This window comes from Faecalimonas canis, assembly GCF_054601575.1.
This window is the reverse complement of record NZ_BAAHSI010000028.1, coordinates 36,970-61,244: the sequence shown is the minus strand read 5'-3', so window position 1 is coordinate 61,244 and position 24,275 is coordinate 36,970. Positions and strand designations below refer to the sequence as shown.

Sequence of the window (24,275 nt, the reverse complement as noted above, 5' to 3'; positions counted from 1 at the left end):
TAGTATTAGGGCTATGCCCGAAACTGAAAAACCACCCGCTAGGCGGGTGGATATTTATTCATTAGAGGAAAGTGTCGGGAGGTATATTGAAGCCCGATATAAACTGTGTTATGATGACCTTAAAAATACTGTTAAAGGAGGGCGTAACATGGTAAATGAAATAATGGAACGTATCGTGGCATACGATAAGGAAGTCGGACAGGCTATTATGTCGGAATGCAACAGACAGCGTAGAAATTTGGAATTGATTGCATCCGAAAATATTGTTTCCGAAGAAGTGATGCTAACAATGGGAACGGTTTTGACAAATAAGTATGCGGAAGGATATTCGGGGAAACGATATTACGGGGGCTGTGAGCAGATAGACGTAATTGAAAATATTGCTATTGAACGTGCGAAGAAATTATTCCATTGTGATTATGCAAATGTGCAGCCACATTCCGGTGCACAGGCGAATATGGCGGTGTTGATTGCCATGTTGAAACAGGGTGATACGATAATGGGAATGAATCTTGAGCACGGCGGACATTTGACACATGGAAGTCCGGTGAATTTCTCAGGAATGTATTTCCATATTGTACCATACGGAGTGGATGATAACGGATTTATTGACTATGACGAGGTAGAAAGAATTGCCGTGGAGTCAAAACCGAAATTGATTATTGCCGGTGCAAGTGCTTATGCGAGAGCCATTGATTTTAAAAGATTTAGGGAAATTGCAGATAAAGTAGGAGCATATTTGATGGTAGATATGGCGCACATTGCGGGGCTTGTGGCTGCAGGATTACACCAAAGTCCGATACCATATGCAGATGTAGTGACGACAACGACTCACAAGACACTTAGAGGTGCAAGAGGCGGAATGATTTTGGCAAATCAGGAAGCGGCAGAAAAATTCCATTTAAACAAAGCAGTATTTCCGGGAACACAGGGCGGTCCGCTGGAGCATATTATTGCGGCTAAAGCGGTGGCGTTTGGAGAGGCGTTGAAACCCGAATTTAAAACATATCAGGAACAGGTTTTAAAAAATGCAAAAGCATTGTCAGCAGCATTACAACGAAAAGGTTTTGATATTCTCACAGGTGGAACGGACAATCATCTTATGCTGTTAGATTTAAGAAATCTTGATTTATCGGGAAAGGAATTGCAGAAACGGTGCGATGAAGTATATATTACGCTCAATAAAAATACAGTTCCAAATGACCCGAGAAGTCCTTTTGTTACTTCAGGAGTTCGTATCGGAACGCCGGCAGTTACTTCAAGAGGTATGAAAGAGGAGGATATGGAAAAAATTGCGGAGTTGTTATGGATTACTGCTACGGAATTTGAAGAAAAAGCAGATGCAATTCGTGGGGAAGTAGAGAAACTTTGTAGGAAATATCCGATTTATGAATAAAAGGACAAGGGGATGGTTGAAAATACTATCCCCTTAATTCTTGCAAAAGTTCCATGTCTTCCGGTTTGACTTTTAAGTTAGATGAATAAGATTTTCCGTCAGGTGTTGTAACATTTATTTCAATCAATGTTCCTTCGGAGAGGGCATTTTGTGAAACTGCCTGCAGAAAATGCGGAAATTTAGGGTGATTTGCCGTAAATCTTGCCCATACGTCTTTGTATTTAAAAAATGACATCGGATTTATCATATCAGCATTCCTTTCGTAAAAAAATTATAATAAAAGTGTTTTTAGTTTTTCTAAATCTATGTTATGATATAAGGCGTTGCCAATCATAAGGTTAGGACCTTTGTTGCATTGTTTCATGCAAGGTTTGGCAGTTAGTTTATATCTTCCGTCCTTTGTTACCTGTCCGGGACGGATCTGCAAAAGTGTCTGAATTTCAGAGAGCAGTTTTTGTGCATTTTTTGAGGAGCAGGAAGCGCCGGAGCATACGGTTATTTCTGTTTGAAATTTTTCGGCGGTTAAACTGGGATACATGGAAATGATTTTATCGATGATGACAGTACCCATTCCCATAATTTCGCTAATTTTCACTTTGGCGTCATGTGGAATACAGCCGAAAATATCCTGTGTTTCCCTTAAAAACTGTACAAGTGTTTCCTGGTCATTCTGCGCTTGTAATGATTGATAATACTTTGCGGTTTCTTCAAACAGCAAATATTTATATTCTATATTATTTGTCATAATTTACAATCCCTTCTAGTGAACTTTAATTATAATGAATAATCATACTATGATGAAAATGTTTATGCAAGGGAAAAGAATGAGAAAAGGAGAGAGGTTGAAAATGAATAAAACAAATAAAACAAAAAACGTAATGGGAACGAAACCTGTGTTTCCTCTTTTGATGTCCATGGCTATACCACCGATGGTATCCATGTTAATTCAATCCATGTATAATATTGTGGATAGTATTTTTGTTGCACAGCTCGGGAAAGATGCATTGACTGCGGTTTCCCTTGCTTTTCCGCTTCAAAACCTTGTATTATCCGTAGCGGTAGGACTTGGAGTAGGTCTGAATGCAGGGATAGCAAGAAATATGGGGGCAGGAAAACAGGATATGGTGGATAAAACTGCCACACACGGAATGGTCTTTACAGCGATTCATTCAATTATGTTTATTTTAATCGGTATATTTTGTATTAAACCGTTTTTCCGTTTATTTACGGATGACCCTACTATTTTTAAATGGGGATGTCAGTATACTTACATTGTTATTTGTCTGTCTTTTGGAAGTTTGTTTCATATTGCTATTGAAAAAATGTTTCAGGCAACCGGAAAAATGATTATGCCGATGATTATGCAGGGAGTCGGTGCGATTATCAATATTATTTTAGATCCGATTTTAATTTTTGGTCTGTTTGGCTTTCCGGAAATGCATGTGCAGGGGGCAGCAATTGCAACTGTCATCGGACAAATGTCTGCCTGTGCGTTATCAGTGTTCTTTTTCTGCAGGGACAACGGTGGAATCCATGTGAAATTTAAAGGGTTCAGATTTAATAAACAGATTACAAAACAATTATATATGGTAGCTATTCCGTCAGGAATCATGATGTCCATGCCATCTATTCTCATTGGGACTTTAAATGGAATTATTTCTGCGGTATCAGGAACTGCCGTTGCGGTTCTGGGAATTTACTTCAAATTGCAGACATTTGTATATATGCCTGCAAATGGAGTGATTCAGGGAATGAGACCACTTATTAGTTATAACTACGGTGCGGGGCTTCATCATCGTTTAAGACAGGTAATTAAAGTAAGTGTTATGGTATCAGGGACAATTATGATATTTGGAACGTTGCTTTTTGTCGGTGTACCAAAACCGATTTTAAAAATGTTTAATGCAAATGGAGAAATGATGAAAATGGGTGTGCAGACACTTCGCATTATAGGACTTGGATTTATCGTATCCTCAATCGGTACGGTATATTCGGGGGTATTTGAATCATTGGGAAGAGGAATAGAATCATTGGTTGTTTCTCTTCTTCGTCAGTTAATTATTATTGTACCATTATCTATGATGCTTCTAAAACCATTTGGGCTCACAGGTGTATGGGTAACGTTTCCAATAGCCGAAACAGTATCTGCAATAGTTGCTATTTTCTTGTTAAAACGGACAATGAAGAAAATGTCTATAAATTCTATAGACAAATTAGAATAAGAGGAGTAGTATGTAGATAACAATTAGTAAAATACAAAGGAGGGGTTTGTCATGAATAAAGAATTAATAGACGAATTAAAACATATCAAAACCTGTTTAGTAAATAAAGAAATGCAGGGGAGTGCATGGGAAGAAAAGCAAGAAATGATTCGGAAGATTGATGAACTTACTGTGTATTTGAATAATGCTACGGAAGAAGGAATAGAATTTTAAATGTGAAGAAACTGTGAAACGGGACGTAGTTTTCTTTAAGAAAACTACGTCCCGTTTTGCAAGTATCTATGTCCCTTTTTACAGAATGCCCTGTCCCTTTTTGTTTTACCATCAAATTTTATGGTATATTTTCAAAAAGAGACAGGGCATTTTATATTTTGGGACACACTAAAAGTTAATTCGGGACGCCACAAAACTGAATTTCACTACGTCCCCAAAAAATATTTCCCTTTCACCATTTCCACAGGCATTTCTTTTCCGGTCCACAATTTAAAGGCCTCTGCACCTTGAAACAAAAGCATATAAAGTCCGTTGAGTGTCGGGCATCCGAAGTTTCTTGCCATCTGAAGAAGTTTTGTTTCCCGTGGGTTGTAAATGACATCAGAAACAATTAAATCTTTGTGGAACATACTACAGTCTGTAATGATAGAAGCGTCAGTGTGTGGCGCCATGCCGACAGATGTTCCGTTTGTCAACAGGATGCTTTCAGAAATTTCCCGTCTAAGTATTTTTTCATCAGAGTAATCGTATAAGTGAATTTCACAATCCGATACCGTTTTTAATTCTTCGATTACCTTTTCCATGCGGATAAAAGAGAAACTTCTGTTGTTGAAAACAGATATTTCTTTTACGCCGTCAAGAGCGGCTTGTACAAGTATGGCGGTGGATGCTCCGCCAGCGCCGAGCAGAGTCATTTTTTTGCCGATGACATTATGCCCCGCTTCTTTTAATGACTGCATATAACCTATACCGTCTGTCGTGTATCCGGTGAGGATGCCGTTATCATTTACAACTGTGTTTACCGCCCCGCTGATTTTTGCCGCAGGGGATAGTCTGTCACACAATTTACACATTTCATTTTTGTTTGGCATGGTCAGGTTGAAACCGCGTACGTTTAATGCACGCAAACCTTCAACAGCTGTCTGTAGTTTGTCAGTTTTTACGTCAAATGCAAGGTAAATGTAATTTAAATCTAGTTGGCGAAAAGATTCGTTGTGCATAAGTGGTGAAATGCTGTGGGAAACAGGGCTGCCTAGTAGACCCGTTAAAATGGTGTGTCCGTCAATTTCATTATTCATCGTAAAACCCTCCTATATTTTTATAGACTAAAACCCTTTTAAAAAGAAGTCAAGAAAATACTTTTTGTAGAGGGGGAAAGTGTGGTAATATAAGTATAATTTAGTTATTTTGGAGGCGGTACATGAACAGAGTGAGAGTGAGAAAAATAGTCATAGGAGAGGGAAAACCGAAGATTATCGTGCCGATTGTAGCCAAAACTGAGGAAGAAATAGAAGAGCAGGTTCAGAAAATACTGCATCAAAAGGCAGATATATTAGAGTGGCGCGGTGACTGGTTTGACGGTATTTTTGACTGGGAAAGAGTGAAAGATGCATTGCACAGGCTGCGGAAGTTTGCAGGGGAGATTCCTGTTTTATTTACTTTTCGCACGGCAGGAGAGGGCGGAGAGAAAGAGGTTTCGCAGGAAATATACAGAGAATTAAATATAAACATAGCCAAAACGCAACTGGCAGATATGATTGATATCGAGGGATTTGTATTTGAAAATGCGGACAGACTTATAAAGGAACTGAAAGAACAGGGAATGAAAGTAATTGTTTCCAGCCACGATTTTAAAAAGACCATATCAAAAGACGAGATGATAAAGCGGTTATGTAAAATGCAGGATATGGGGGGAGATATTGTAAAAATGGCAGTAATGCCTCAATCAGCAAAAGATGTGTTAGAACTTTTGACTGCAACGGAAGAGATGAGCAGACTATATGCAAAACAGCCTGTTGTGACAATGTCAATGTCTGGGCAGGGAGTGATAAGTAGGTTGGCAGGGGAACTTGTAGGCTCGGCACTTACCTTCGGGGCTGTAGGAAAAACATCTGCTCCGGGGCAAATTGATGTGAGAGAGTTGGATTTTATATTGACAACGATACATAACCAGTTAAGATAGAGGAAAATGAGGTGAGAGAAAATGGAAATGAATATTCAACTTGCAGAGAAGACAAGCCGAGTTTATATTGAAAAAGATTGTCGTCTGCATTTGGAAAAATATATTTCTTTAGACTGTAAAGTTATGGTAATTACCGATGAAGGTGTACCAAAACAATATCACGAGGAAGTGCTGAAACAGTGTAAAGAAGGTTATCTGTTTATTGCAAAGCAGGGGGAAGAAACGAAAAGTCTGGGAGTTTATGAACAGATTTTACAGAGGCTGCTTGAGTTGGATTTTTCAAGAAAAGATTTAGTTATCGCTCTCGGCGGCGGAGTGATCGGCGATTTGAGCGGATTTGTGGCAGGAACATTTAAACGAGGGATGCGGTTTGCGTCTATTCCGACAACGACACTTTCGCAGATTGATTCCAGTATAGGTGGAAAAGTAGCGGTAAATATGGGAGAGGTAAAAAATGTTGTCGGTACATTTTATCATCCGGAGGCAGTGTTGATTGATTTGAATACATTAGCGACTTTGTCGGAAAGACATTATCATAACGGGCTTGTCGAGGCAGTGAAAGCCGGATTGATTGGGGATGCGGAATTATTTGAACTGTTTGAAAAGACTGAAGATATAGAAAAGGACTTGGAAGAGATTATCATTCGTGCTTTGAAGGTGAAGAAAAATGTAGTGGAACAGGATGAGAAAGAAGAAAATCTGCGTAAGATTTTAAATTTCGGACATACAATCGGACACGCAATCGAAAGTATTTATCACTTAGAAGGATATTATCACGGGGAATGTGTCGGCATTGGAATGATGATGATTTTGGAAAATGAAGAAATTCGTGAGCGACTCCGAAAAGTTTTGTATAAATTAAATGTACCTTTATCTGCCGAGTATGATGTGGAAGAAGTGATACATTTTATAAAAAAAGATAAAAAAGCAAATGGAAAATATGTTACTGTTGTACAGGTAGATAAAGTGGGAGAGGCAAAACTTCTCCCGATAGAAATAGAAAGTTTGAGAGGGAATAAGATATGATTATTACATGTAAGAAAAATGCGCCACAAGAAGAAGTAGATAAAGTTGTAAGAAGTTTTGAAGAGCAGGGATTAGAAGTAAATTTTATTCAGGGTGCAAATTATAATGTTTTTGGTATTGTCGGTGACACAACTGTTGTTGACGAGAGAAAAATTCGTGCAAATAAATGGATTGAAGATGTTACAAGAATCGGAGCGCCTTATAAAAAAGTGAACCGCCTTTTTCATCTGGAGGATAGTGTAGTTGATGTAGCGGGTGTGAAAATCGGTGGAAAGGAGAAAGTGGTTGTCATAGGAGGACCATGTTCTGTGGAAGGAAAAGATCAAATCTGTGATTTGGCACAAAAAGTTAAAGATGCAGGAGCGGATATGCTTCGCGGAGGGGCGTATAAACCACGTACATCGCCATATGCGTTTCAGGGACTTGGAACGGAAGGAATTGAGGCAATGGTTGAGGCGAGAAGACGCACAGGTCTTCCGATAGTATCTGAAATTATGAGTGCGGATAAAATTGATGAATTTGTAGAAAATGTCGATTTAATTCAGGTAGGTGCGAGAAATATGCAAAACTTTGATTTGCTTAAAGCATTAGGAAAAATTCGTAAACCTATTTTGTTAAAGAGAGGATTGGCAAATACAATTGAGGAGTGGCTGATGTCTGCAGAATATATTATGGCGGGCGGAAATGATCAGGTTATTCTATGTGAGAGGGGAATTCGTACATTTGAAAAATATACAAGAAATACTTTGGATTTAAGTGTTGTGCCAATAATCAAACGAAAAAGTCATTTGCCTATTATTATTGATCCTTCTCATGCAACGGGAGATTGGGAACTTGTGGAATCCATGAGTCTTGCGGCGGTAGCAGCGGGAGCGGATGGTCTGATTGTGGAAGTACATGATAATCCTGAATGTGCATGGAGCGACGGGGCTCAGTCATTGAAACCGGAGAAATTTAAAACAATGATTGATAAATGTAAAGTAGTTGCAGAGGTTGTCGGAAGAAGTATGTAAGAAAAAGAGCGGGAAGATTACTCGCTCTTTTATAAATTGTATCAAAATGTGGCACACTACTGAAAAAAAGAGGTGTGCAACATGAACAAGAAAAGGAAAGTCCACCGGATAAGTATTGCGATTATTATAGTTTGTCTGACCGCCATTTTCTTACGGTTTCAGGAGAAATGGGAAACAAAAAAAGTTTTACAGGATGCGTCAGGGGAATTAAGAGTACATTTTATGGATACGGGGCAATCGGAAGCCATTTTGATACAGTCCGGTGGGAAAAATATGTTGATTGACGGCGGAACGAATGCGTCAGGTGGAAAAGTGGTAGAATATCTTCGTAAAGAGGGGATAACTTATCTCGATTATGTCATAGGGACTCACGGTCATGAAGATCACATCGGTGGAATTGATGCGGTTTTATATAATTTTGAAGTCGGTGAACTATTTTTACCGAAACAGACATATAGAACACACACATATATTGATATTCGAGAAACGGCGAAAGCGAAAAATATTCCGATAACAGTGCCGGACTGGAAAGAGGTAAGGGAGTTTGGGGAAGCAAAAATGATATTTCTTTCTCCAAATCCAAATAAAATTTATGAGGATATCAATGATTCATCGCTTATTTTAAGGATTTATAATGGAAAGCACAGTTTTCTGTTTTGTGGGGACATCAGTAAAGAAATGGAAAAAAGGCTGTTGAAAACAAAAGTATATTTGAAGTCAGATGTATTAAAGTTAAATCATCATGGCAGCAGTGATACAAATTCCATGAAATTTTTGAAAGAAGTTTCACCGAATTATGCCGTAGTGTGTTGTGCAAAAGAAAATCCTTTTGGGCATCCGCATAGTGCTGTTTTAAAACGAGTGCGAAAAAGGAAAATAAAATTATTTCGGACAGATGAACAGGGAACTGTTATTTTCACAAGTGACGGAGAAAAATTAAAGAGTAATGTAGAACCGGTAAGGGAAAATCTGTAATTTTCACAAAAGAAACATATTTCTTTGATAGGATAAAAGGAGATAAGTGACAAGGAGAAGAAATTATGGAGCGATTGAAGATATTAGTAGTAGATGATGAAAGCAGAATGAGAAAGTTAGTGAAAGACTTTTTGGAGAGGGACGGATTTAATGTGCTTGAGGCAGGGGACGGCCTTGAGGCGATGGATGTTTTTTATGAACATAAGGATATTGCCCTTTTGATTTTGGACGTAATGATGCCGAAGATGGATGGTTGGCAGGTATGCAGGGAAGTACGTCAGATTTCTCAAGTTCCGATTATTATGCTAACAGCAAGAGCAGATGAGAGAGATGAGTTGCAGGGATTTGATTTGGGCGTAGATGAATATATTTCCAAACCGTTCAGTCCAAAGATTTTGGTGGCTAGAGTTGAAGCAATTTTAAGAAGGACTAATGTATTGTTTTCCGAAGAGTCTGTTGATGCAGGCGGGATAGTTATAGACAAGACAGCGCATCTTGTTACGATTGACAATAAGCCGATTGATTTGAGTTATAAAGAATTTGAATTGCTGGCATATTTTGTGGAAAATCAGGGGATTGCACTTTCGAGAGAGAAGATATTGAACAATGTATGGAATTATGATTATTTTGGTGATGCGAGGACAATTGATACTCATGTGAAAAAATTGAGAAGTAAACTGGGAGATAAAGGAGATTATATTAAAACCATTTGGGGTATGGGGTACAAATTTGAGGTGTCGTAATGAAATATTCAATTAAACGTCAGATGGCAACTGTGTTCATAGGGATTGTTATATTTATTCTTTTAGCTGTTTTTATTATGAATGGCAGATTTTTGGAAGAATACTATGTGCAGAATAAAATGCAGGTATTAACAAATATATATAATTCTCTCGATAACTTTTTGAAAGAAGATGTGGGGATAGATTCGGAAAATCTGAATAAGACTTTAGGACCTATGGTAGAAAAAAGCAATGTATCCCTCATTGTAACGGATGCTACCGGAAGTATAAGAATTAAAATGCGTACGGATGCGGAAAACGAAGAGTTAAAAACCCGTTTAGTAGGTTACCGTTTTAATATCAATCAGAAAGAAAGTAAACTTCTTGAAAATAAGGAATATTATGAACTTAGGAAAGCGAAAGACCCTCGCAATAAAATGGAATATTTGGAGATGTGGGGGAATTTTTCTAATGGGTATGTATTTTTATTTAGAACGCCTCTGGAAAGTATTCGGGAAAGTGTTGTTATTTTCAACCGTTTTCTTATGTATATCGGAGTTGGCGTTATCCTTATTAGCATTGCGATTATCTGGTATTTTTCAAAGAAGATTACCGACCCGATTTTAGAATTGGCAACACTTTCGGAGAAAATGGCAGACTTGGATTTTGATGCAAAATATACGAGTGGCGGGAAAAATGAAATAGGGGTTTTAGGCTGCAATTTTAATAAAATGTCGGAAAAATTGGAAACAACGATTTCTGAATTGAAAAGCGCCAACAATGAATTGCTGAAGGATATTGAACAAAAGGAACAGATTGAAACAATGCGTACAGAATTTTTGGGAAATGTTTCTCATGAGTTGAAAACTCCGATTGCATTAATTCAAGGATATGCGGAAGGACTGAAAGAAGGCGTTAGTGATGATATAGAAAGCCGTGAGTTTTATTGTGATGTCATTATGGACGAGGCAAATAAGATGAACCAAATGGTAAGAAATCTTTTGACGTTAAATCAGTTGGAATTCGGTAAAGAAGAAATTACATTTGAACGGTTTGACATTGTGGAATTGGTTCGGGGAGTTATCCAGTCTTGTGATATTCTAATTCAACAAAAAGGTGTGAAAATCAATTTTGTTATGGAAGAGTCGGTTTATGTCTGGGCAGATGAGTTTAAGGCAGAGCAGGTTATCCGAAATTATATAAGTAATGCCTTGAATCATGTGACGGGAGAGAATATAATTGAAATTAAGATTGTGAAGAAAGAAGAAACGGTGAGAGTTTCCGTATTCAACACAGGTTCTCCGATTCCGGAAGAAGATATAGGACATATTTGGGATAAATTTTACAAAGTAGATAAAGCGCGCACGAGAGAGTACGGAGGAAATGGTATTGGACTTTCCATTGTCAAGGCGATTATGGAATCTTTCCATAAAGAGTATGGTGTGAAGAATTATGATAACGGTGTAGAATTTTTTATGGAATTGGATTTGAAATAAGGAAGTAAAGAAGGAGATACCGACATGGGAGCAATTAATAATGACTGGCTGGATGCGTTAAAAGATGAGTTTAAGAAGCCATACTATGCTAAGCTGCATAAAAAAGTATTGGAAGAATATCATACACATCTTATTTTTCCACCGGCAGATGATATTTTTAACGCATTTCATTTAACACCATTGAAAAATGTAAAGGTGGTTATATTGGGGCAGGACCCGTATCATAATGTAAATCAGGCACATGGACTTTGTTTTTCTGTAAAACCGGAGGTGGAAATTCCGCCGTCACTTGTAAATATTTACAAGGAACTACATGATGACTTGGGATGCGAGATTGCAAATCACGGATATTTGACAAAATGGGCAAAGCAGGGAGTGCTTATGCTCAATACGGTTTTGACAGTGCGAGCGCATCAGGCAAATTCTCACAGGGGAATTGGATGGGAAGAGTTTACAGATGCGGCACTCCGTGCGGTGAATGCACAGGACAGACCGATTGTGTATATTTTGTGGGGAAAACCTGCGCAGGCGAAGAAGTCTATGTTGACAAATCCAAAACATTTGATTTTGGAAGCGCCACATCCGAGTCCACTATCGGCGTACCGTGGATTTTTTGGCAGCAAACCGTTTAGTAAAACAAATGAATTTTTGAAGGCGCATGGAGTCGAGCCGATTGACTGGCAGATAGAGAGTAGATAAGAGAGGGGAATCCCTCTCTTTATTTTTCGTTCAAACTTAATTTAGTAAGACCTATAATCAATATTAAAATAAATACGGCAGTATCTATAAATAAGAGAAATACAATATTTTTGACGATATGATAGATAAACAGAATAGAAAAGACTTCTGCGGATAATACAATGAAACATATAAAATTTGTTAAATACTCAGCGATAATACTGTTGTATGCATTATTCATTTGGAATTTCGCATAGATGCAAAAACGTAATATGTAACGTACGAGGATACAAATTATCGGATAAGCAAAAATAAAATGTTTGTTTGCGAAGGATGTTGCGGAACCGTGACTATATTGTATAGGAATTTCCGGCGGGAGTTTCGGATAAAATAATAAGCCTATGGACAGGCAGAGCATTGTAATAACTGCCCATGTAATAAAACTTCCCCAAATATACAAAAAACTGACAGAATCTAATTTGAATACAGAGCGGTTTGCACTCCAGTACTCCGGCAGTTCCGTGACATATTTTTGGACATTCAGTGTGTCATAATTTATGTTTGGAGTAGAAAGCATTTTTTCACATAAAATCTTAGCATTCTCCAGCTCTTTTAATTCCTTGTCCAAAAGAGAGTACTGTTGTTGGATGGATTCCTGTAGAGAAATTTTTTCTTCTATAATATTTCGGATATTTTCAACAGAAAGTCCGAGAGTTCTTAGGTAAGCAATTTTTTTGATATTTTCAACATCTTTTTCAGAGTATACGCGATATCCGTTTTTTTCGTTTCGCAGTGGAAGAATTAAATTTTCCTTTTCATAGAAACGAATGTTGGAACGTGGCAGACCGGTTTGTTCTTCAACTTCTCTTATGTTCATATAAATCCCTTCTTTCTTGTTGGTATACTCATAAAATACACTATAAATAAGGTTTACAGTCAAGAAAATGGCAGTGATTTTTGCTTTTATGGGGAAATATTTTTTTCATTACAAAATTGGTAAGAAAAATGCCGTTTCTCTTTACCTGTTGCTTTCTCACAATCACATACCCTCTTTTTTCAAAAAAAGGTTTTGCCGTAATGGTTGCGTGTGTAGTGTAAGATGGGGGGAAAGTTTTCTCCAACTTGTCACAGATAGCGGTGGCAATACCTTTTCTCTGATAATCTTTATGTACAAACAGCCGGTCGAGATACCCCGTTTTGTCCATATCACCAAATCCGACAATCACATTTTTTTCTACAGCGATAACGGTATAATTTTCGGATAAGGAGGCGTTCCATTTTTCAAAATCTATCTGTCCCGTTGCCCATACATTTAATTGCTCTTTTGTATAATCTTTGGCATTTATTGTATGAACTGTGTCATAAAAGAGTTGTGCTAATTCTTTACAGTCGTTTGCATTATATTTTCTTAGTTCCATTGTCACATCTCCTGTTTAATTGAAATTCTGTAATGACAGTATATCATTTTTAATATTTTAAGGAAAATAGAAATTGTTTGTTATTTTCTATTGACAAAACTATAAAAAAGTGGTTACATGAACGTATGAACAATTATTCATATTAAGGAGGAACAAATATGGCTGAACACCAGATAAAGAAATGTAACTGTGGTCATGACCATCATAATCATCATGAATGTTGTGGCCACCATGAAAAACATGACCACCATGCACATGAGGGAGAACATTCCCACCATGATTGTTGTTGTGAACATGAACATCATCATAGTGAAGAAGAGAAAAAAGAATTAACGAGTCATGCAAAAAAAATAGTATATACAATAGAAAATATAGATTGTGCAAACTGTGCAAGTAAAATTGAGAAGAAAATTAATGAGTTGCCGGAAGTTGAGGAAGCAATTCTTATATTTGCCACGAAACAATTACAGGTGGCTTCTAATTCTAAAAAAGATTTACTTCCGTTACTACAAAAAGCCTGCGATTCTGTGGAAGACGGAGTTGTGATTAGAGAAAAAAAGCAGAGTGTAAAAGAAATTCGTGAAGAGAAAAAGAAGGAGAGTAAAAAGAGCGAGATAATTAGCATTGGAATGGGGGCGATTTTATTTTTCGCCGGAATAATTTTAGATGATAAAATAGAAATGCTGCCCTCTGTTCTATTTGTCCTTTCTTATCTTATTCTAGGTGGAAAAATTGTTCTTACCGCGGGGAAAAATCTTTTGAAAGGAAGAATTTTTGATGAAAACTTTTTGATGAGTCTGGCAACTTTAGCTGCTTTTGTTATAGGAGAATTTTCAGAGGCGGTAGGAGTTATGCTTTTTTATCGCATTGGAGAACTATTTGAACACATTGCAGTAGAAAGAAGTCGTTCACAGATTATGGAGGCGGTGGATTTACGTCCGGAAGTAGTAAATAAAGTAATAGGTGAAAATGTAGAAATAATTCCGTCAGAAGAGGCTCAGGTAGGAGATATTGTTCTTGTCCGTGCTGGCGACAGAATTCCATTGGACAGTGTTATTGTGGAAGGTGAGAGTCAGATTGATACTTCGGCCGTTACGGGTGAACCTGTCCCGATAGAAGTAAAAGCAGGTGAAAAAGTAACTTCAGGTTGTGTAAACTTAACCGGAGTGCTGAAAATAAAAGTAGAAAAAGTTTTGGAAGACTCCATGGTAAGTCGAATTTTACATTCTGTGGAAAATGCAGCTTCAAGCAAACCGAAGATTGATCGTTTTATTACAAAATTTGCGAGAGTATACACACCATTTGTCGTTACACTTGCATTAGCAACAGCAATTATACCATCGTTATTTACAGGAAATTGGGAACATTGGATTTATACGGCAATTACATTCCTTGTTATTAGTTGTCCTTGTGCATTAGTTTTAAGTGTTCCGCTTGCATTTTTTTCGGGAATTGGTGCAGGTTCTAAGAGAGGAATTTTATTTAAAGGAGGTTTGGCGCTAGAGGCGTTAAAAGATGTAAAACAGGTTGTTGTAGATAAAACGGGAACGATAACTGAAGGGAATTTTGCATTACAGAAATGTGTTGTTATGGAAGGAACAGAGGAAGATTTACTTCGTTTGGCAGGAAATTGCGAGATGATTTCTACTCATCCAATTGGAAATAGCATTGTCAATGCGGGAAAAGAAAGAGAAATTAAGTTAGAACGTCCGCATAAAGCGGAAGAAATTTCCGGTAAAGGTATTCGTGCGGTATTAAAAGAGGGAGAGGTCCTCTGTGGAAATCGTTCTTTAATGGAAGAAAATCAGATAGATTTAGGGGAATATGAAAAAAAATCATATGGCACGGAAGTGTTGGTTGCTTTAAATGGAAAATTTATCGGTTACCTTGTTATTGCGGATACGATTAAAGAAGATGCGGTTTCAGCCGTGCGTCAGATAAAAAAAGAAAATGTGGATATTACAATGCTGACCGGAGATGCTAAAAAAAGTGCAGATGCTATTGCGAGAGAGGTTGGAATTGAGAATGTTTATGCACAACTTCTTCCGCAGGATAAGTTGGAAAAATTACAGCAAATTCGTAAGGAAAAAGGTGCGGTTATGTTTGTAGGTGATGGAATCAATGATGCACCTGTACTTGCGGGAGCGGATGTAGGAGCGGCAATGGGAAATGGGGCGGATGTTGCCATTGAAGTAGCGGATGTTGTATTTATGAGTTCATCTGTGGAAGCGATACCAACATCTATTCGCATTGCGAAACAGACAGGGAAAATTGCCATGCAGAATGTGGTGTTTGCTTTGGCGATAAAGGCACTTGTAATGGTGCTTGGACTTTTAGGGTTTGCAAATATGTGGTTGGCAGTTTTTGCAGACACGGGAGTAGCAATGCTTTGTGTGTTAAATGCAATACGAATTTTATATAAGAAATAAGGAATAAAGTAAAACAGACACTTCATTAATATGAGGTGTCTGTTTGCATATTATCGTCTTTTGCGGAGTAATCCGATAGCGCTTGTACTAAGTGCAAGCATAAGTAATGTAAGTGAAATTTCAGACGTATCTCCTGTTTTTACTGGCTGTGCAGGTTTTTTTGTTGGTAAGTTTTGTGGTTGTTGTGTCTGTGGTTTCTGCGGTGCAGGAGTGTCTGGTTTTTGTGGAGGAATTGTTTCTGGGGTTTCCGGAACTTCCGGTGTTTCAGAATCTTCCCATTTTTGTTTTCCTTCTATTAATATCGAAGTATCTAAATCTTCCTGATAATTTACATCGTGTGACATTGAGTAAGCAGCGTTATATGCAAGAGTATTTATTTCACTAAGAATATTGTCAGGAAGAAGTGGGCTTAAGTCAATCATATCTACAATATCCCCGGCATTTTTAATCATTCCTGTAATAACACCATATACTAAATTTGTTGTCAGGCTGCTATTTCCTTTATCTAAAATTGTTTTTAAATCAATATTGATTTTAGAAAGTACATTTTTAATTACTGGCTGTGTCGTTTTTATACTTTCTGTCAAAATATTCGGAAGCAACTCTCCTTGCTGTATTTTTTGAATTGCAGTTTCAGCCCAAGGCTCACAAGATTCGTTTCCGGCTAAGTGAAGTTGATATACATAGTTCACTAAGTCAAATACATTATGTGTATCATCTATTTTACTGTCTAAAATTTGATTTATGAATGTTTCTACAATGGAGAAAAGAGCATCTTTATCTCCGAGAAGATGAGTGTCTACATCTGTGAATAATTGATCGAAAAAGTTAGCAAGTTTTGTATCAGAAACAAGGAGTTCGATTGTCATTGCTTTTTCTTCAACTGTATCAGCAGTTTGTATTCTTTCTTTTAAAGTGTTCTGAATTTCTTCAGGTAATTCAATAGAAAGAGTTCTTCCGCTTTCAAGTGGAATTTCCAATATGCCTTTCGATTTATCGGAAATGATTTTGGATGTATCCTGACTGATGCGGATACATTTTTCGTTTACATCATAGTAAATGCGGAAGTTGAATCCTGACACACTGATAGGTAAACCATTTTCTTTTTCTGTTGGCAGCAGTTGTGTAAGCATTGCTACAAGAGTCTGGCTTGTCTGTTCAGGATTTATTTTTAATAAATCTGCTACAAGCGTTTTACTTCCGCCGTTTGCAAGAGCGGAATCGATCATAGGAGAAAGGACTCCTTCCGTAATCATTGTGCGGATAACTTCATTAGATAATGTGAGTGTTTTACCATATTCCGTTAAATTTTCGATTTGTTGTATATTTCCTGTATCAAAATCTTCATAGGAAATAGTCCCCGGTGTTTCCATTTTTGTTGTAAACGTATTTCCATCTTTTGTGTTCTCTGTTCCGCTCTGCACAATGATGCTGCGGAATAGAGAAGGATAAGTTACAAGTGAACCGGTTTCAATGTCATACAATGTATTTCCTTTTTTAGATGTATAAGAAGCGATGTCGTTTGCGTGCATATGTCCGGTGAAAACATAACTTACACCAGCGTCTGCATATGCTTCGCGTACTTCTTCCCAGTTATCGACAAGGTAGTCAGCCATTAATGTCTGCTCCTGTTCAAAATGAGGAATAACGCCGTGATGTTGTACAACCATGACGGTATCGCCCTTTGCTTTTGCTTTTTCAGCCTGCTCAGTTACCCAGTCTAAAAGTTTTGGACTGATTACTCCTCCGGTTTCCTGCAAATCTTGTTTGCTGCTTGTTTGGTCACTGCTGTATTTACCTGTATCAACAGCGATTAAGGTATATCCTTCCGCTAACTGAGTAACATAAGAAAGACTTCCGCCTCGATTGCTGTCAGGATTGTATTGAACTGTATTTTTATCATATCCAAATTCTTTGTAGATTTTTTTAAATTCTTCTACTGTTGTTCTGTCTGCGTCCTGTGCTGTTTTAGAAGAGAAATCTTTACCGTGGGGATTGTTGATATCATGGTTACCATTGATAACGAAAAATTTTGTATCAACCCCTTTTTTCGCTAACTTTTCTTTTGCTTCGCTTAATTTTTGAGCGACTGCTTCATGATTTACCTGTTCCCCATCTTTTGTCAGGTCACCGGAAATCATGACTACATCAGGTTCATCCTTTATCATTTGATTTAGTGTACCTGTCAGTATGGCATCACTTTCTTTCAACATTTTTCGGTCAGAATTCATTGCGGTTGTGAAATCCTCACAGTTTCTGTATAGACTTTTAGAAAAATAGTGGGTGTCTGACATTACGCCGATTTTTAAAGGTTCTTTTTTCTGAGGGATGGCGGCAGCTATAACAGAAAAAGGTGTACTTCCGATAGTAATGGCACAGGCAAGAGTTACTGCACCGATTTTCATTTTCATATTCATGTTCAAATTCCTCTCTTTTTGCATTTATTTGTTTGTTTACAAGCGGGATTATAGCAGATGAAATTTGATTTGGAAGAGAACTTACGGAGGTTTAACACAGTTTTACAAACCCTTTACATTTGTGAGAAAAACTTGACCGATAATAGAAATCCGTTATAATAAGTTTAGAGTGTTTAGAAAGGAAGTATTACATGGCAAAAATAGAAGTAGAGTGTTGTGACTCGACACATATTCATACAAAAACAATTCATCAGGTGGAGAAACATCTGCCGAAAGAGGAAACACTGACGGATTTGGCGGATTTCTTTAAAGTATTTGGCGATTCTACCCGTGTAAAAATTTTGTATGTATTACTACAGTCAGAAATGTGTGTGTGTGATTTGGCGGAAGTGTTGCAAATGACCCAGTCGGCTATCTCTCATCAACTTCGCGTATTAAAACAGGCAAAGTTAGTCAAGAATAGAAGAGAGGGAAAAACAGTATTTTATTCTTTGGCGGACGGACATATTCAGACGATTTTAAATCAGGGAATGGAGCATATTTCAGAATAAGGAGAAACATAATGATAAAGAAAAGAAAAACAATGGTATTGTTGTGCGTAGTATGTACATTTTTATTAACAGGCTGTGCGGGAAAAATGGATAAGGGGATAGAACATTTAGAAAAAAAAGAGTACAAAGAAGCAGTTGAAAATTTTGATAAAGCAATTAAAGAAGGAGAGCAGGTTGCGGATGCATATCATGGACAGGGAATTGCTTATTGGGAACTAAAAGAATACGACAAGGCAAAAGAGGCAATGTTAAATTGCCTGAAAGAAAAAGGAAAACCTACATCGACGGTGTATCAGATTTTAGGTGATTGCGAGATGAAATTGGAAAACTACGAGGAAGCCATTTCGTATTATCTGAAAGGGATGAGTTGTGACGGACTTAATGAGAAACAGTTACAGGAGATGTCTTACAATGAAATTATAGCCTATGAAAAACTTCATGACTGGAGCAGTGCTAAGGCAAAAATTTCAGCGTATGTAGAGAAATATCCTGATGATGAGAAAGCAAAAAAAGAAGCAGAATTTTTGGAAACGAGATAGAAGTATGGCGGAAATGATAGAATTATCAAAAGAAATTGAAAAAGTTATTTTAGTCGGTGTCAGTGTAGAAGAAAATGATGACACGGAGAAATCGTTGGATGAGTTGGAAGAACTCGCAAGAACTGCCGGAGCAGTAACTGTTGGAAGAGTTATTCAAAAAAGGGAGCAGATTCATCCTGCCACTTATGTAGGAAAAGGTAAAATAGACGAGATTAAAGAAATGTTGTGGGAAACAGAGGCAACAGGGATTATCTGTGATGATGAATTGTCGCCGGCACAACTTGGAAATCTTCAGGATGCACTGGATACGAAAGTAATGGATAGAACTCTTATTATTTTAGATATATTTGCGGAGCGTGCATCAACAAGTGAAGGGAAAATTCAGGTTGAACTTGCTCAGTTAAAATATCGTCAGTCAAGACTTGTAGGTCTTGGAAAATCACTTTCAAGACTTGGCGGTGGAATTGGAACGAGAGGACCGGGAGAGAAGAAACTGGAGATGGACAGACGTTTAATCAAAGGAAGAATCGCCCAGTTGAACAGAGAACTAAAAGAAGTGAAACGTCATAGAGAAGTGACAAGGGAGCAGAGAAATCGCAATCATCTTCCGGTAGTTGCCATTGTTGGATATACGAATGCAGGAAAATCCACTTTGTTAAATAAATTGACGGGAGCGTCTGTACTTGAGGAAGATAAACTTTTTGCAACGTTAGACCCGACAACGAGAGGATTGAAGTTACAGAGTAAACAGGAGATTTTATTGACCGATACGGTTGGATTTATCCGCAAATTGCCTCATCACTTAATAGAAGCGTTTAAAAGTACGCTGGAAGAAGCGAAATATGCGGATATAATTCTGCATGTTGTGGATGCATCTAATTCGCAATTAGATGAGCAAATGCATATTGTATATGAAACGTTACGACAGTTGGAAGTGGTAAATAAACCGATTATTACTGCCTTTAACAAGCAGGATAAGGCGGACAGTGAAATGATTATAAGAGATTTTAAGGCTGATTATATTGTTAAAATTTCTGCCAAGACGGGAGAAGGGCTGGAAAATCTTTTAGAAATAATTGAGGAAGTATTGCGTCAGCAGAAGGTTATGGTAGAGAGAGTCTATCCATATGCTGAGGCAGGAAAAATTCAATTGATTAGAAAATATGGAGAACTTCTTACAGAAGAATATGGGGAAGAAGGAATTTTTGTGAAAGCCTATGTTCCTGTGGAGATTTACGGTAAAATTCAATAAGAAAAGAAAAACGGAGAATTTCAGAGGAATTCTCCGTTCATTATATCATGGGAGAGAAAAATGAAAAAATATCAGATAACAGAGTGGTGTCACCATTTTATAAAAAATCATGTAAAAGAGGGAGAGATATGTGTCGATGCAACGGCGGGAAACGGAAATGATACGTTACTTCTGGCGGAACTTGTAGGAAAAACGGGGAAAGTGTACGCTTTTGACATACAGGAGCAGGCATTGCAAAAGACAAGGGAGAGATTGGAAGAAAAAGATTTGGAGGAACGTGTGGAACTTGTTTTGAAGAGCCATACGGAAATGGGAAAAAGAATTAGAGAAGAGGTATCCTGTATAGTATTTAATTTTGGATATCTTCCGGGGGGAGATCATTCTCTTTCCACAAAAAAGGAGAGTAGCATAACGGCAATAGAAACAGGTTTATCATTACTAAAGAAAGGCGGATTGATGAGTCTTTGTATTTATAGTGGCGGAGATAGTGGATTTGAGGAAAAGGACGGAATATTACAATATTTACATATGTTGGACAGTAAAAAATATCTTGTTATCGTGAGCCAATATTATAATAGACCAAATCATCCGCCTATTCCGGCGATAATTATAAAACTATAGGAGGAAAGTAATGGCATTACAATTTATATTTGGCAGTTCAGGTGCGGGGAAATCCCACTATTTGCAGAAATATATCGTGGAAGAGTCGGTAAAAAATTCTACAGGGAATTATTTTGTGATTGTTCCTGAACAGTTTACAATGCAGACGCAGAAAGATTTGGTTATGGCACATGAGCGAAAAGGAATTATGAATATTGATGTGCTTAGTTTCGGACGTCTTGCTCATCGTATTTTTGAGGAAGTAGGTGGAAATCAAAGGATTATTTTAGATGATACGGGGAAAAGTCTGATTTTGCGAAAAATTGCGGGGGATAACGAGAACGAATTAAAAGTACTGCGCGGAAATTTAAAGAAACACGGTTATATAGGAGAAGTAAAGTCCGTTCTTTCCGAGTTCGCACAATATAATATAGGTGTGGAAACGCTGGATAGACTGGCAGAGTCCGTGGAAGAGGGGACTTATTTTCAGTGGAAATTAAAAGATATTGCGAAAGTCTATGAAGGATTTTCCAAATATCTCTCGGATAAATATATTACAAATGAAGAACTTTTGGATGTTCTTTGCAATGTTATCGGAAAGTCAAAGATTTTAAAGGATAGTGTTATCGCATTTGATGGATTTACAGGTTTTACGCCTGTACAGGATAAAGTTATGAAGGAACTGCTTCGTGTCTGTAAAAAAGTTATCGTGACTGTGACAATAGATGAGAGAGAAAATCCATATACATTTACGCATCCATACCAACTGTTTGCGTTAAGTAAACGTATGGTGACGGGATTGGTATCGTTGGCGAAAGACGAGCGGGTGGAAATTGAAGAGGCAATCTGTCTGCCGCAAACTCCTGTGTATCGTTTTCGGGAAAATCCGTCAATGGCGTTTTTAGAGAAACATCTATTCCGATATACGACAGAAAGTTTTGCAGGAAAGCAGGAGAGCGTTTCGCTTCATTGTACGAAGATGCCCAAAGATGAAGCGGCATTTGTTATGCAGGAAATTCGTCATTTAGTCCGTGTAAAAGGATACAGATATAGGGATATTGCCGTGATTGCAGGAAATATTTCAACTTATGCGGATTATATGGAAAAAATGGCGAGAATGTATGATGTTCCAATTTTTATGGATTACAAGAGAAGTGTTCTGCTAAATTCATTTGTGGAATATATTAGAAGTCTTTTGGTGATGGCAGAGAAAAATATGACTTATGAAAGTGTATTTCGTTTTCTCAGAACAGGACTTATCGAATTTTCGAGAGAAGATATAGATATTTTAGAAAATTACGTTATTGCTATGGGCATAAAGGGATACAAAAAATGGGATGAAAAATGGATTCGGATTTATAAAGGATTTTCAGAAGAAGATTTGCAGAAAGTTAATGAAATCCGAAGCGCATTTGTGGACAAAATACAGAATGTAATGAGTGTATTGAAGAAAAGAAGGAAAACGGTAAAAGAGATTACTCTTGCTCTTCATAGTTTCTTCATGCAGGAAAAGTTACAGGAAAAACTGATAAAATATGAAGAAAGATTTCAGGAAAAAAATGAGCCGGCGTTGGCGAAAGAGTATGCACAGATTTATCGTATTGTAATTGAAATTTTTGATAAATTTATTGAACTTTTGGGTGATGAATATTTGCCGTTAAAAGAGTATTGTGATTTGCTTGATGCCGGATTTGAGGAAGCGAAAGTCGGTGTAATTCCTCCGGGGATTGATGAAGTTATTGTGGGAGATATGGAAAGAACAAGGTTAAAAGAAATTAAAGTTCTGTTTTTTGTCGGGGCGAATGATGTATTTATTCCGGGAAATCAAACAGGAAACGGACTTCTTTCCGAGCAGGACAGAAAGGTGTTTGAGGCACAGAAAGTTCCTCTTGCACCGAATGGAAAAGAAAAAATTTATATTCAGAAATTCTATCTTTACATGAACCTGACGAAGCCGGGAGATAAAGTATATATTTCTTACAGTAAAGTAAGTGGAGAAGGTAAAGGAATCCGCCCAGCATACTTTTTGCAGGATTTGAAAAGGCTATATCCTATGCTTCAGGTTTGTGAGGAAGAAGAGAAGAAGTTTACGGAAGTGGAATTAACAAAAAAATCGGGAATTTCCTATATTATTTCCGGTTTACAGAGAAGAAGAGAAGAGATTACGGATGAATGGCTGGAATTATATATGTCTTATCGAAGGGACAAAGAGTGGGAAAACGTTATCGATAACCTGATTGAGAAAGGATTTTATAAAATGCCTGAGGACAGGCTGTCAAGACAGATGGCGGAGAAACTTTACGGTGAAAAGATAGAAGGAAGTGTAACAAGATTAGAAAGATTTTCTGCCTGCGCTTTTGCACACTTTTTGTCTTACGGACTTCGTCTGAAAGAGAGAAAAGAGTATCGTTTTGAAGCGGTTGATTTGGGAAATATTTTTCACCGTGCAATTGAAATCTTTTCGCGTAACCTCGTAAAAAGTGGATATACATGGACAACACTGCCGAAAAAAACTGCGGAGGAAATGATAGAGGAAAGTGTAGAGGTGAGTATTACGGATTATGGGAATACGGTTCTTTACAGTTCGGCACGAAATGAATATATGATTACCCGCATTAAAAGAATGATGAAACGTACCGTGTGGGCGTTGGCGAAACAATTGGAAAAAGGAGATTTTGTTCCGAGTGGTTATGAAGTTTCCTTCGGAAAAGGGAAAATAGATCGAATTGATATTTATGAAACAGACGAAAAAGTGTATGTAAAAGTTATCGACTATAAGACGGGAACAAAAACATTTAGTCTTGCATCACTTTATCATGGATTGCAGTTGCAGTTGGCAATGTATATGAATATGGCAGTGGAACTGGAGAGAAGAAAACAGCCGGAGAAAAAAGTTGTTCCGGCAGGACTTTTCTATTATCAGATGAAAGATCCGATTATTGATAAGGTGGAAGATGATAAATGGGAAGAAACGGTTTTATCAAAACTGCGTTTGGATGGAATTGTAAATGCAGATGAGGAAGTTATAGACCATTTGGATAAGAAATTTACCGGTAATTCTTTGGCAATTCCGGTAGGAAAAAATAAAAACGGAAGCCTTTCCAAAACGTCAAAAGCATTTTCAGAAGCAGATTTTTCTGTTATTTCCAAATATGTAGATAAGGAAGTAAAAGAAATAGAAGGAAGAATGCAGGATGGGGAAATCAATGTTGCACCATATGAATTGGGGACGAGCCATGGATGTGATTTCTGTCAGTTTAAGGGAGTGTGTCATTTTGATGAAAAGATTGAAGGCTGTGAGTACCGTAAACTTAGAAAATTGAGTGATGAAGAAGTATTAAGAAGAATGATGGAGGAACTGTAAA

At 37.5% G+C, this 24,275-nt stretch carries 22 protein-coding genes; 16 read left to right on the top strand and 6 right to left on the bottom strand.

The genetic code is table 11. The features are described 5' to 3' along the window. The first annotated feature begins 148 nt into the window (after positions 1 to 148). Entirely contained in the window at positions 149 to 1,396 is a 1,248-nt protein-coding gene (locus ACYPXO_RS08440) for a serine hydroxymethyltransferase (protein ID WP_459640147.1), read from the top strand. Between the two features lie 25 nt (positions 1,397 to 1,421). Here ACYPXO_RS08440 and ACYPXO_RS08435 read toward each other — a convergent pair whose 3' ends face one another. Together ACYPXO_RS08435 and ACYPXO_RS08430 are read right to left on the bottom strand one after the other, a co-directional pair. Next, positions 1,422 to 1,643: a hypothetical protein gene (locus ACYPXO_RS08435; RefSeq protein WP_459640146.1), complete on the bottom strand. Its 222-nt coding sequence runs from the start codon at positions 1,641 to 1,643 to the stop codon at positions 1,422 to 1,424. A gap of 24 nt (positions 1,644 to 1,667) precedes the next feature. Then, positions 1,668 to 2,141, bottom strand: coding sequence for an NADH-quinone oxidoreductase subunit NuoE family protein (locus tag ACYPXO_RS08430; protein WP_459640145.1), 474 nt, complete (start codon positions 2,139 to 2,141; stop codon positions 1,668 to 1,670). Positions 2,142 to 2,244: 103 nt separating this feature from the next. Here ACYPXO_RS08430 and ACYPXO_RS08425 point away from each other — a divergent pair, with 103 nt between their 5' ends. Then, positions 2,245 to 3,618, top strand: coding sequence for an MATE family efflux transporter (locus ACYPXO_RS08425; RefSeq protein ID WP_459640144.1), 1,374 nt, complete (start codon positions 2,245 to 2,247; stop codon positions 3,616 to 3,618). A 51-nt stretch (positions 3,619 to 3,669) separates the two neighbouring features. Beyond that, positions 3,670 to 3,831, top strand: coding sequence for a hypothetical protein (locus tag ACYPXO_RS08420; protein ID WP_459640143.1), 162 nt, complete (start codon positions 3,670 to 3,672; stop codon positions 3,829 to 3,831). Between the two features lie 206 nt (positions 3,832 to 4,037). Here ACYPXO_RS08420 and aroE read toward each other — a convergent pair whose 3' ends face one another. Then, the gene (gene aroE / locus ACYPXO_RS08415) at positions 4,038 to 4,910 is read right to left on the bottom strand and encodes a shikimate dehydrogenase (RefSeq protein WP_459640142.1); all 873 of its coding nucleotides are present in this window, start codon (positions 4,908 to 4,910) and stop codon (positions 4,038 to 4,040) included. 122 nt (positions 4,911 to 5,032) lie between these two features. On the opposite strand from aroE, the gene aroD reads away from it, so the two are divergent. The 7 genes from aroD to ACYPXO_RS08380 all read left to right on the top strand — a co-directional run bounded on the left by aroD (position 5,033) and on the right by ACYPXO_RS08380 (position 11,725). Beyond that, a complete protein-coding gene (gene aroD, locus ACYPXO_RS08410; RefSeq protein WP_459640141.1) occupies positions 5,033 to 5,794 on the top strand; it encodes a type I 3-dehydroquinate dehydratase in 762 nt (253 codons plus the stop codon). 21 nt (positions 5,795 to 5,815) lie between these two features. Next, positions 5,816 to 6,820, top strand: coding sequence for a 3-dehydroquinate synthase (gene aroB, locus ACYPXO_RS08405; protein ID WP_459640140.1), 1,005 nt, complete (start codon positions 5,816 to 5,818; stop codon positions 6,818 to 6,820). Continuing rightward, a complete protein-coding gene (aroF, locus tag ACYPXO_RS08400; RefSeq protein WP_459640139.1) occupies positions 6,817 to 7,833 on the top strand; it encodes a 3-deoxy-7-phosphoheptulonate synthase in 1,017 nt (338 codons plus the stop codon). Before aroB ends, aroF begins: the two co-directional genes overlap by 4 nt. An 81-nt stretch (positions 7,834 to 7,914) precedes the next feature. Further along, positions 7,915 to 8,808, top strand: coding sequence for a ComEC/Rec2 family competence protein (locus tag ACYPXO_RS08395; protein WP_459640138.1), 894 nt, complete (start codon positions 7,915 to 7,917; stop codon positions 8,806 to 8,808). A gap of 65 nt (positions 8,809 to 8,873) precedes the next feature. Then, on the top strand, positions 8,874 to 9,551 hold the full coding sequence (locus ACYPXO_RS08390; RefSeq protein ID WP_459640137.1) for a response regulator transcription factor: 678 nt from the start codon (positions 8,874 to 8,876) through the stop codon (positions 9,549 to 9,551). Then, the gene (locus tag ACYPXO_RS08385; RefSeq protein WP_459640136.1) at positions 9,551 to 11,026 is read left to right on the top strand and encodes a sensor histidine kinase; all 1,476 of its coding nucleotides are present in this window, start codon (positions 9,551 to 9,553) and stop codon (positions 11,024 to 11,026) included. The genes ACYPXO_RS08390 and ACYPXO_RS08385 overlap by 1 nt, the downstream gene beginning before the upstream one ends. A 24-nt stretch (positions 11,027 to 11,050) precedes the next feature. Then, positions 11,051 to 11,725 carry a uracil-DNA glycosylase gene (locus ACYPXO_RS08380; RefSeq protein WP_459640135.1) on the top strand — a complete coding sequence of 225 codons (675 nt, stop codon included), beginning with the start codon at positions 11,051 to 11,053 and terminating at the stop codon, positions 11,723 to 11,725. A 19-nt stretch (positions 11,726 to 11,744) separates the two neighbouring features. Here ACYPXO_RS08380 and ACYPXO_RS08375 read toward each other — a convergent pair whose 3' ends face one another. Continuing rightward, a complete protein-coding gene (locus ACYPXO_RS08375) occupies positions 11,745 to 12,581 on the bottom strand; it encodes a MerR family transcriptional regulator (protein ID WP_459640134.1) in 837 nt (278 codons plus the stop codon). A 40-nt stretch (positions 12,582 to 12,621) separates the two neighbouring features. Beyond that, entirely contained in the window at positions 12,622 to 13,122 is a 501-nt protein-coding gene (locus ACYPXO_RS08370; RefSeq protein ID WP_459640133.1) for a GNAT family N-acetyltransferase, read from the bottom strand. 158 nt (positions 13,123 to 13,280) lie between these two features. On the opposite strand from ACYPXO_RS08370, the gene ACYPXO_RS08365 reads away from it, so the two are divergent. Beyond that, positions 13,281 to 15,551, top strand: coding sequence for a heavy metal translocating P-type ATPase (locus ACYPXO_RS08365; protein ID WP_459640132.1), 2,271 nt, complete (start codon positions 13,281 to 13,283; stop codon positions 15,549 to 15,551). Between the two features lie 50 nt (positions 15,552 to 15,601). Here ACYPXO_RS08365 and ACYPXO_RS08360 read toward each other — a convergent pair whose 3' ends face one another. Next, entirely contained in the window at positions 15,602 to 17,968 is a 2,367-nt protein-coding gene (locus ACYPXO_RS08360; RefSeq protein ID WP_459640131.1) for a metallophosphoesterase, read from the bottom strand. 191 nt (positions 17,969 to 18,159) lie between these two features. Between ACYPXO_RS08360 and ACYPXO_RS08355 the strand changes: the two genes are divergently transcribed. Genes ACYPXO_RS08355 through addB form a run of 5 tightly spaced genes read left to right on the top strand, consistent with a single transcriptional unit; the run spans position 18,160 to position 24,274 of the window. Then, entirely contained in the window at positions 18,160 to 18,519 is a 360-nt protein-coding gene (locus tag ACYPXO_RS08355; protein WP_459640130.1) for an ArsR/SmtB family transcription factor, read from the top strand. 11 nt (positions 18,520 to 18,530) lie between these two features. Continuing rightward, positions 18,531 to 19,058, top strand: coding sequence for a tetratricopeptide repeat protein (locus ACYPXO_RS08350; RefSeq protein WP_459640129.1), 528 nt, complete (start codon positions 18,531 to 18,533; stop codon positions 19,056 to 19,058). A 4-nt stretch (positions 19,059 to 19,062) separates the two neighbouring features. Continuing rightward, entirely contained in the window at positions 19,063 to 20,310 is a 1,248-nt protein-coding gene (gene hflX, locus ACYPXO_RS08345) for a GTPase HflX (RefSeq protein ID WP_459640148.1), read from the top strand. A 60-nt stretch (positions 20,311 to 20,370) separates the two neighbouring features. Next, on the top strand, positions 20,371 to 20,931 hold the full coding sequence (locus ACYPXO_RS08340) for a tRNA (mnm(5)s(2)U34)-methyltransferase (RefSeq protein ID WP_459640128.1): 561 nt from the start codon (positions 20,371 to 20,373) through the stop codon (positions 20,929 to 20,931). 10 nt (positions 20,932 to 20,941) lie between these two features. Continuing rightward, the gene (addB, locus tag ACYPXO_RS08335; protein ID WP_459640127.1) at positions 20,942 to 24,274 is read left to right on the top strand and encodes a helicase-exonuclease AddAB subunit AddB; all 3,333 of its coding nucleotides are present in this window, start codon (positions 20,942 to 20,944) and stop codon (positions 24,272 to 24,274) included. The last annotated feature ends 1 nt before the right edge of the window (position 24,275 follow it).

Bases quoted from the DNA above. Each gene is read 5' to 3' on its own strand.
- ACYPXO_RS08340 (WP_459640128.1), top strand. From the start codon at position 20,371: ATGAAAAAATATCAGATAACAGAGTGGTGTCACCATTTTATAAAAAAT.
- ACYPXO_RS08375 (WP_459640134.1), bottom strand. From the start codon at position 12,581: ATGAACATAAGAGAAGTTGAAGAACAAACCGGTCTGCCACGTTCCAAC.
- aroD (WP_459640141.1), top strand. From the start codon at position 5,033: ATGAACAGAGTGAGAGTGAGAAAAATAGTCATAGGAGAGGGAAAACCG.
- ACYPXO_RS08380 (WP_459640135.1), top strand. From the start codon at position 11,051: ATGGGAGCAATTAATAATGACTGGCTGGATGCGTTAAAAGATGAGTTT.
- ACYPXO_RS08440 (WP_459640147.1), top strand. From the start codon at position 149: ATGGTAAATGAAATAATGGAACGTATCGTGGCATACGATAAGGAAGTC.
- hflX (WP_459640148.1), top strand. From the start codon at position 19,063: ATGGCGGAAATGATAGAATTATCAAAAGAAATTGAAAAAGTTATTTTA.
- addB (WP_459640127.1), top strand. From the start codon at position 20,942: ATGGCATTACAATTTATATTTGGCAGTTCAGGTGCGGGGAAATCCCAC.
- ACYPXO_RS08395 (WP_459640138.1), top strand. From the start codon at position 7,915: ATGAACAAGAAAAGGAAAGTCCACCGGATAAGTATTGCGATTATTATA.
- ACYPXO_RS08355 (WP_459640130.1), top strand. From the start codon at position 18,160: ATGGCAAAAATAGAAGTAGAGTGTTGTGACTCGACACATATTCATACA.
- ACYPXO_RS08365 (WP_459640132.1), top strand. From the start codon at position 13,281: ATGGCTGAACACCAGATAAAGAAATGTAACTGTGGTCATGACCATCAT.
- aroF (WP_459640139.1), top strand. From the start codon at position 6,817: ATGATTATTACATGTAAGAAAAATGCGCCACAAGAAGAAGTAGATAAA.
- ACYPXO_RS08370 (WP_459640133.1), bottom strand. From the start codon at position 13,122: ATGGAACTAAGAAAATATAATGCAAACGACTGTAAAGAATTAGCACAA.
- aroB (WP_459640140.1), top strand. From the start codon at position 5,816: ATGGAAATGAATATTCAACTTGCAGAGAAGACAAGCCGAGTTTATATT.
- aroE (WP_459640142.1), bottom strand. From the start codon at position 4,910: ATGAATAATGAAATTGACGGACACACCATTTTAACGGGTCTACTAGGC.
- ACYPXO_RS08360 (WP_459640131.1), bottom strand. From the start codon at position 17,968: ATGAATATGAAAATGAAAATCGGTGCAGTAACTCTTGCCTGTGCCATT.
- ACYPXO_RS08390 (WP_459640137.1), top strand. From the start codon at position 8,874: ATGGAGCGATTGAAGATATTAGTAGTAGATGATGAAAGCAGAATGAGA.
- ACYPXO_RS08425 (WP_459640144.1), top strand. From the start codon at position 2,245: ATGAATAAAACAAATAAAACAAAAAACGTAATGGGAACGAAACCTGTG.
- ACYPXO_RS08430 (WP_459640145.1), bottom strand. From the start codon at position 2,141: ATGACAAATAATATAGAATATAAATATTTGCTGTTTGAAGAAACCGCA.
- ACYPXO_RS08350 (WP_459640129.1), top strand. From the start codon at position 18,531: ATGATAAAGAAAAGAAAAACAATGGTATTGTTGTGCGTAGTATGTACA.
- ACYPXO_RS08420 (WP_459640143.1), top strand. From the start codon at position 3,670: ATGAATAAAGAATTAATAGACGAATTAAAACATATCAAAACCTGTTTA.
- ACYPXO_RS08385 (WP_459640136.1), top strand. From the start codon at position 9,551: ATGAAATATTCAATTAAACGTCAGATGGCAACTGTGTTCATAGGGATT.
- ACYPXO_RS08435 (WP_459640146.1), bottom strand. From the start codon at position 1,643: ATGATAAATCCGATGTCATTTTTTAAATACAAAGACGTATGGGCAAGA.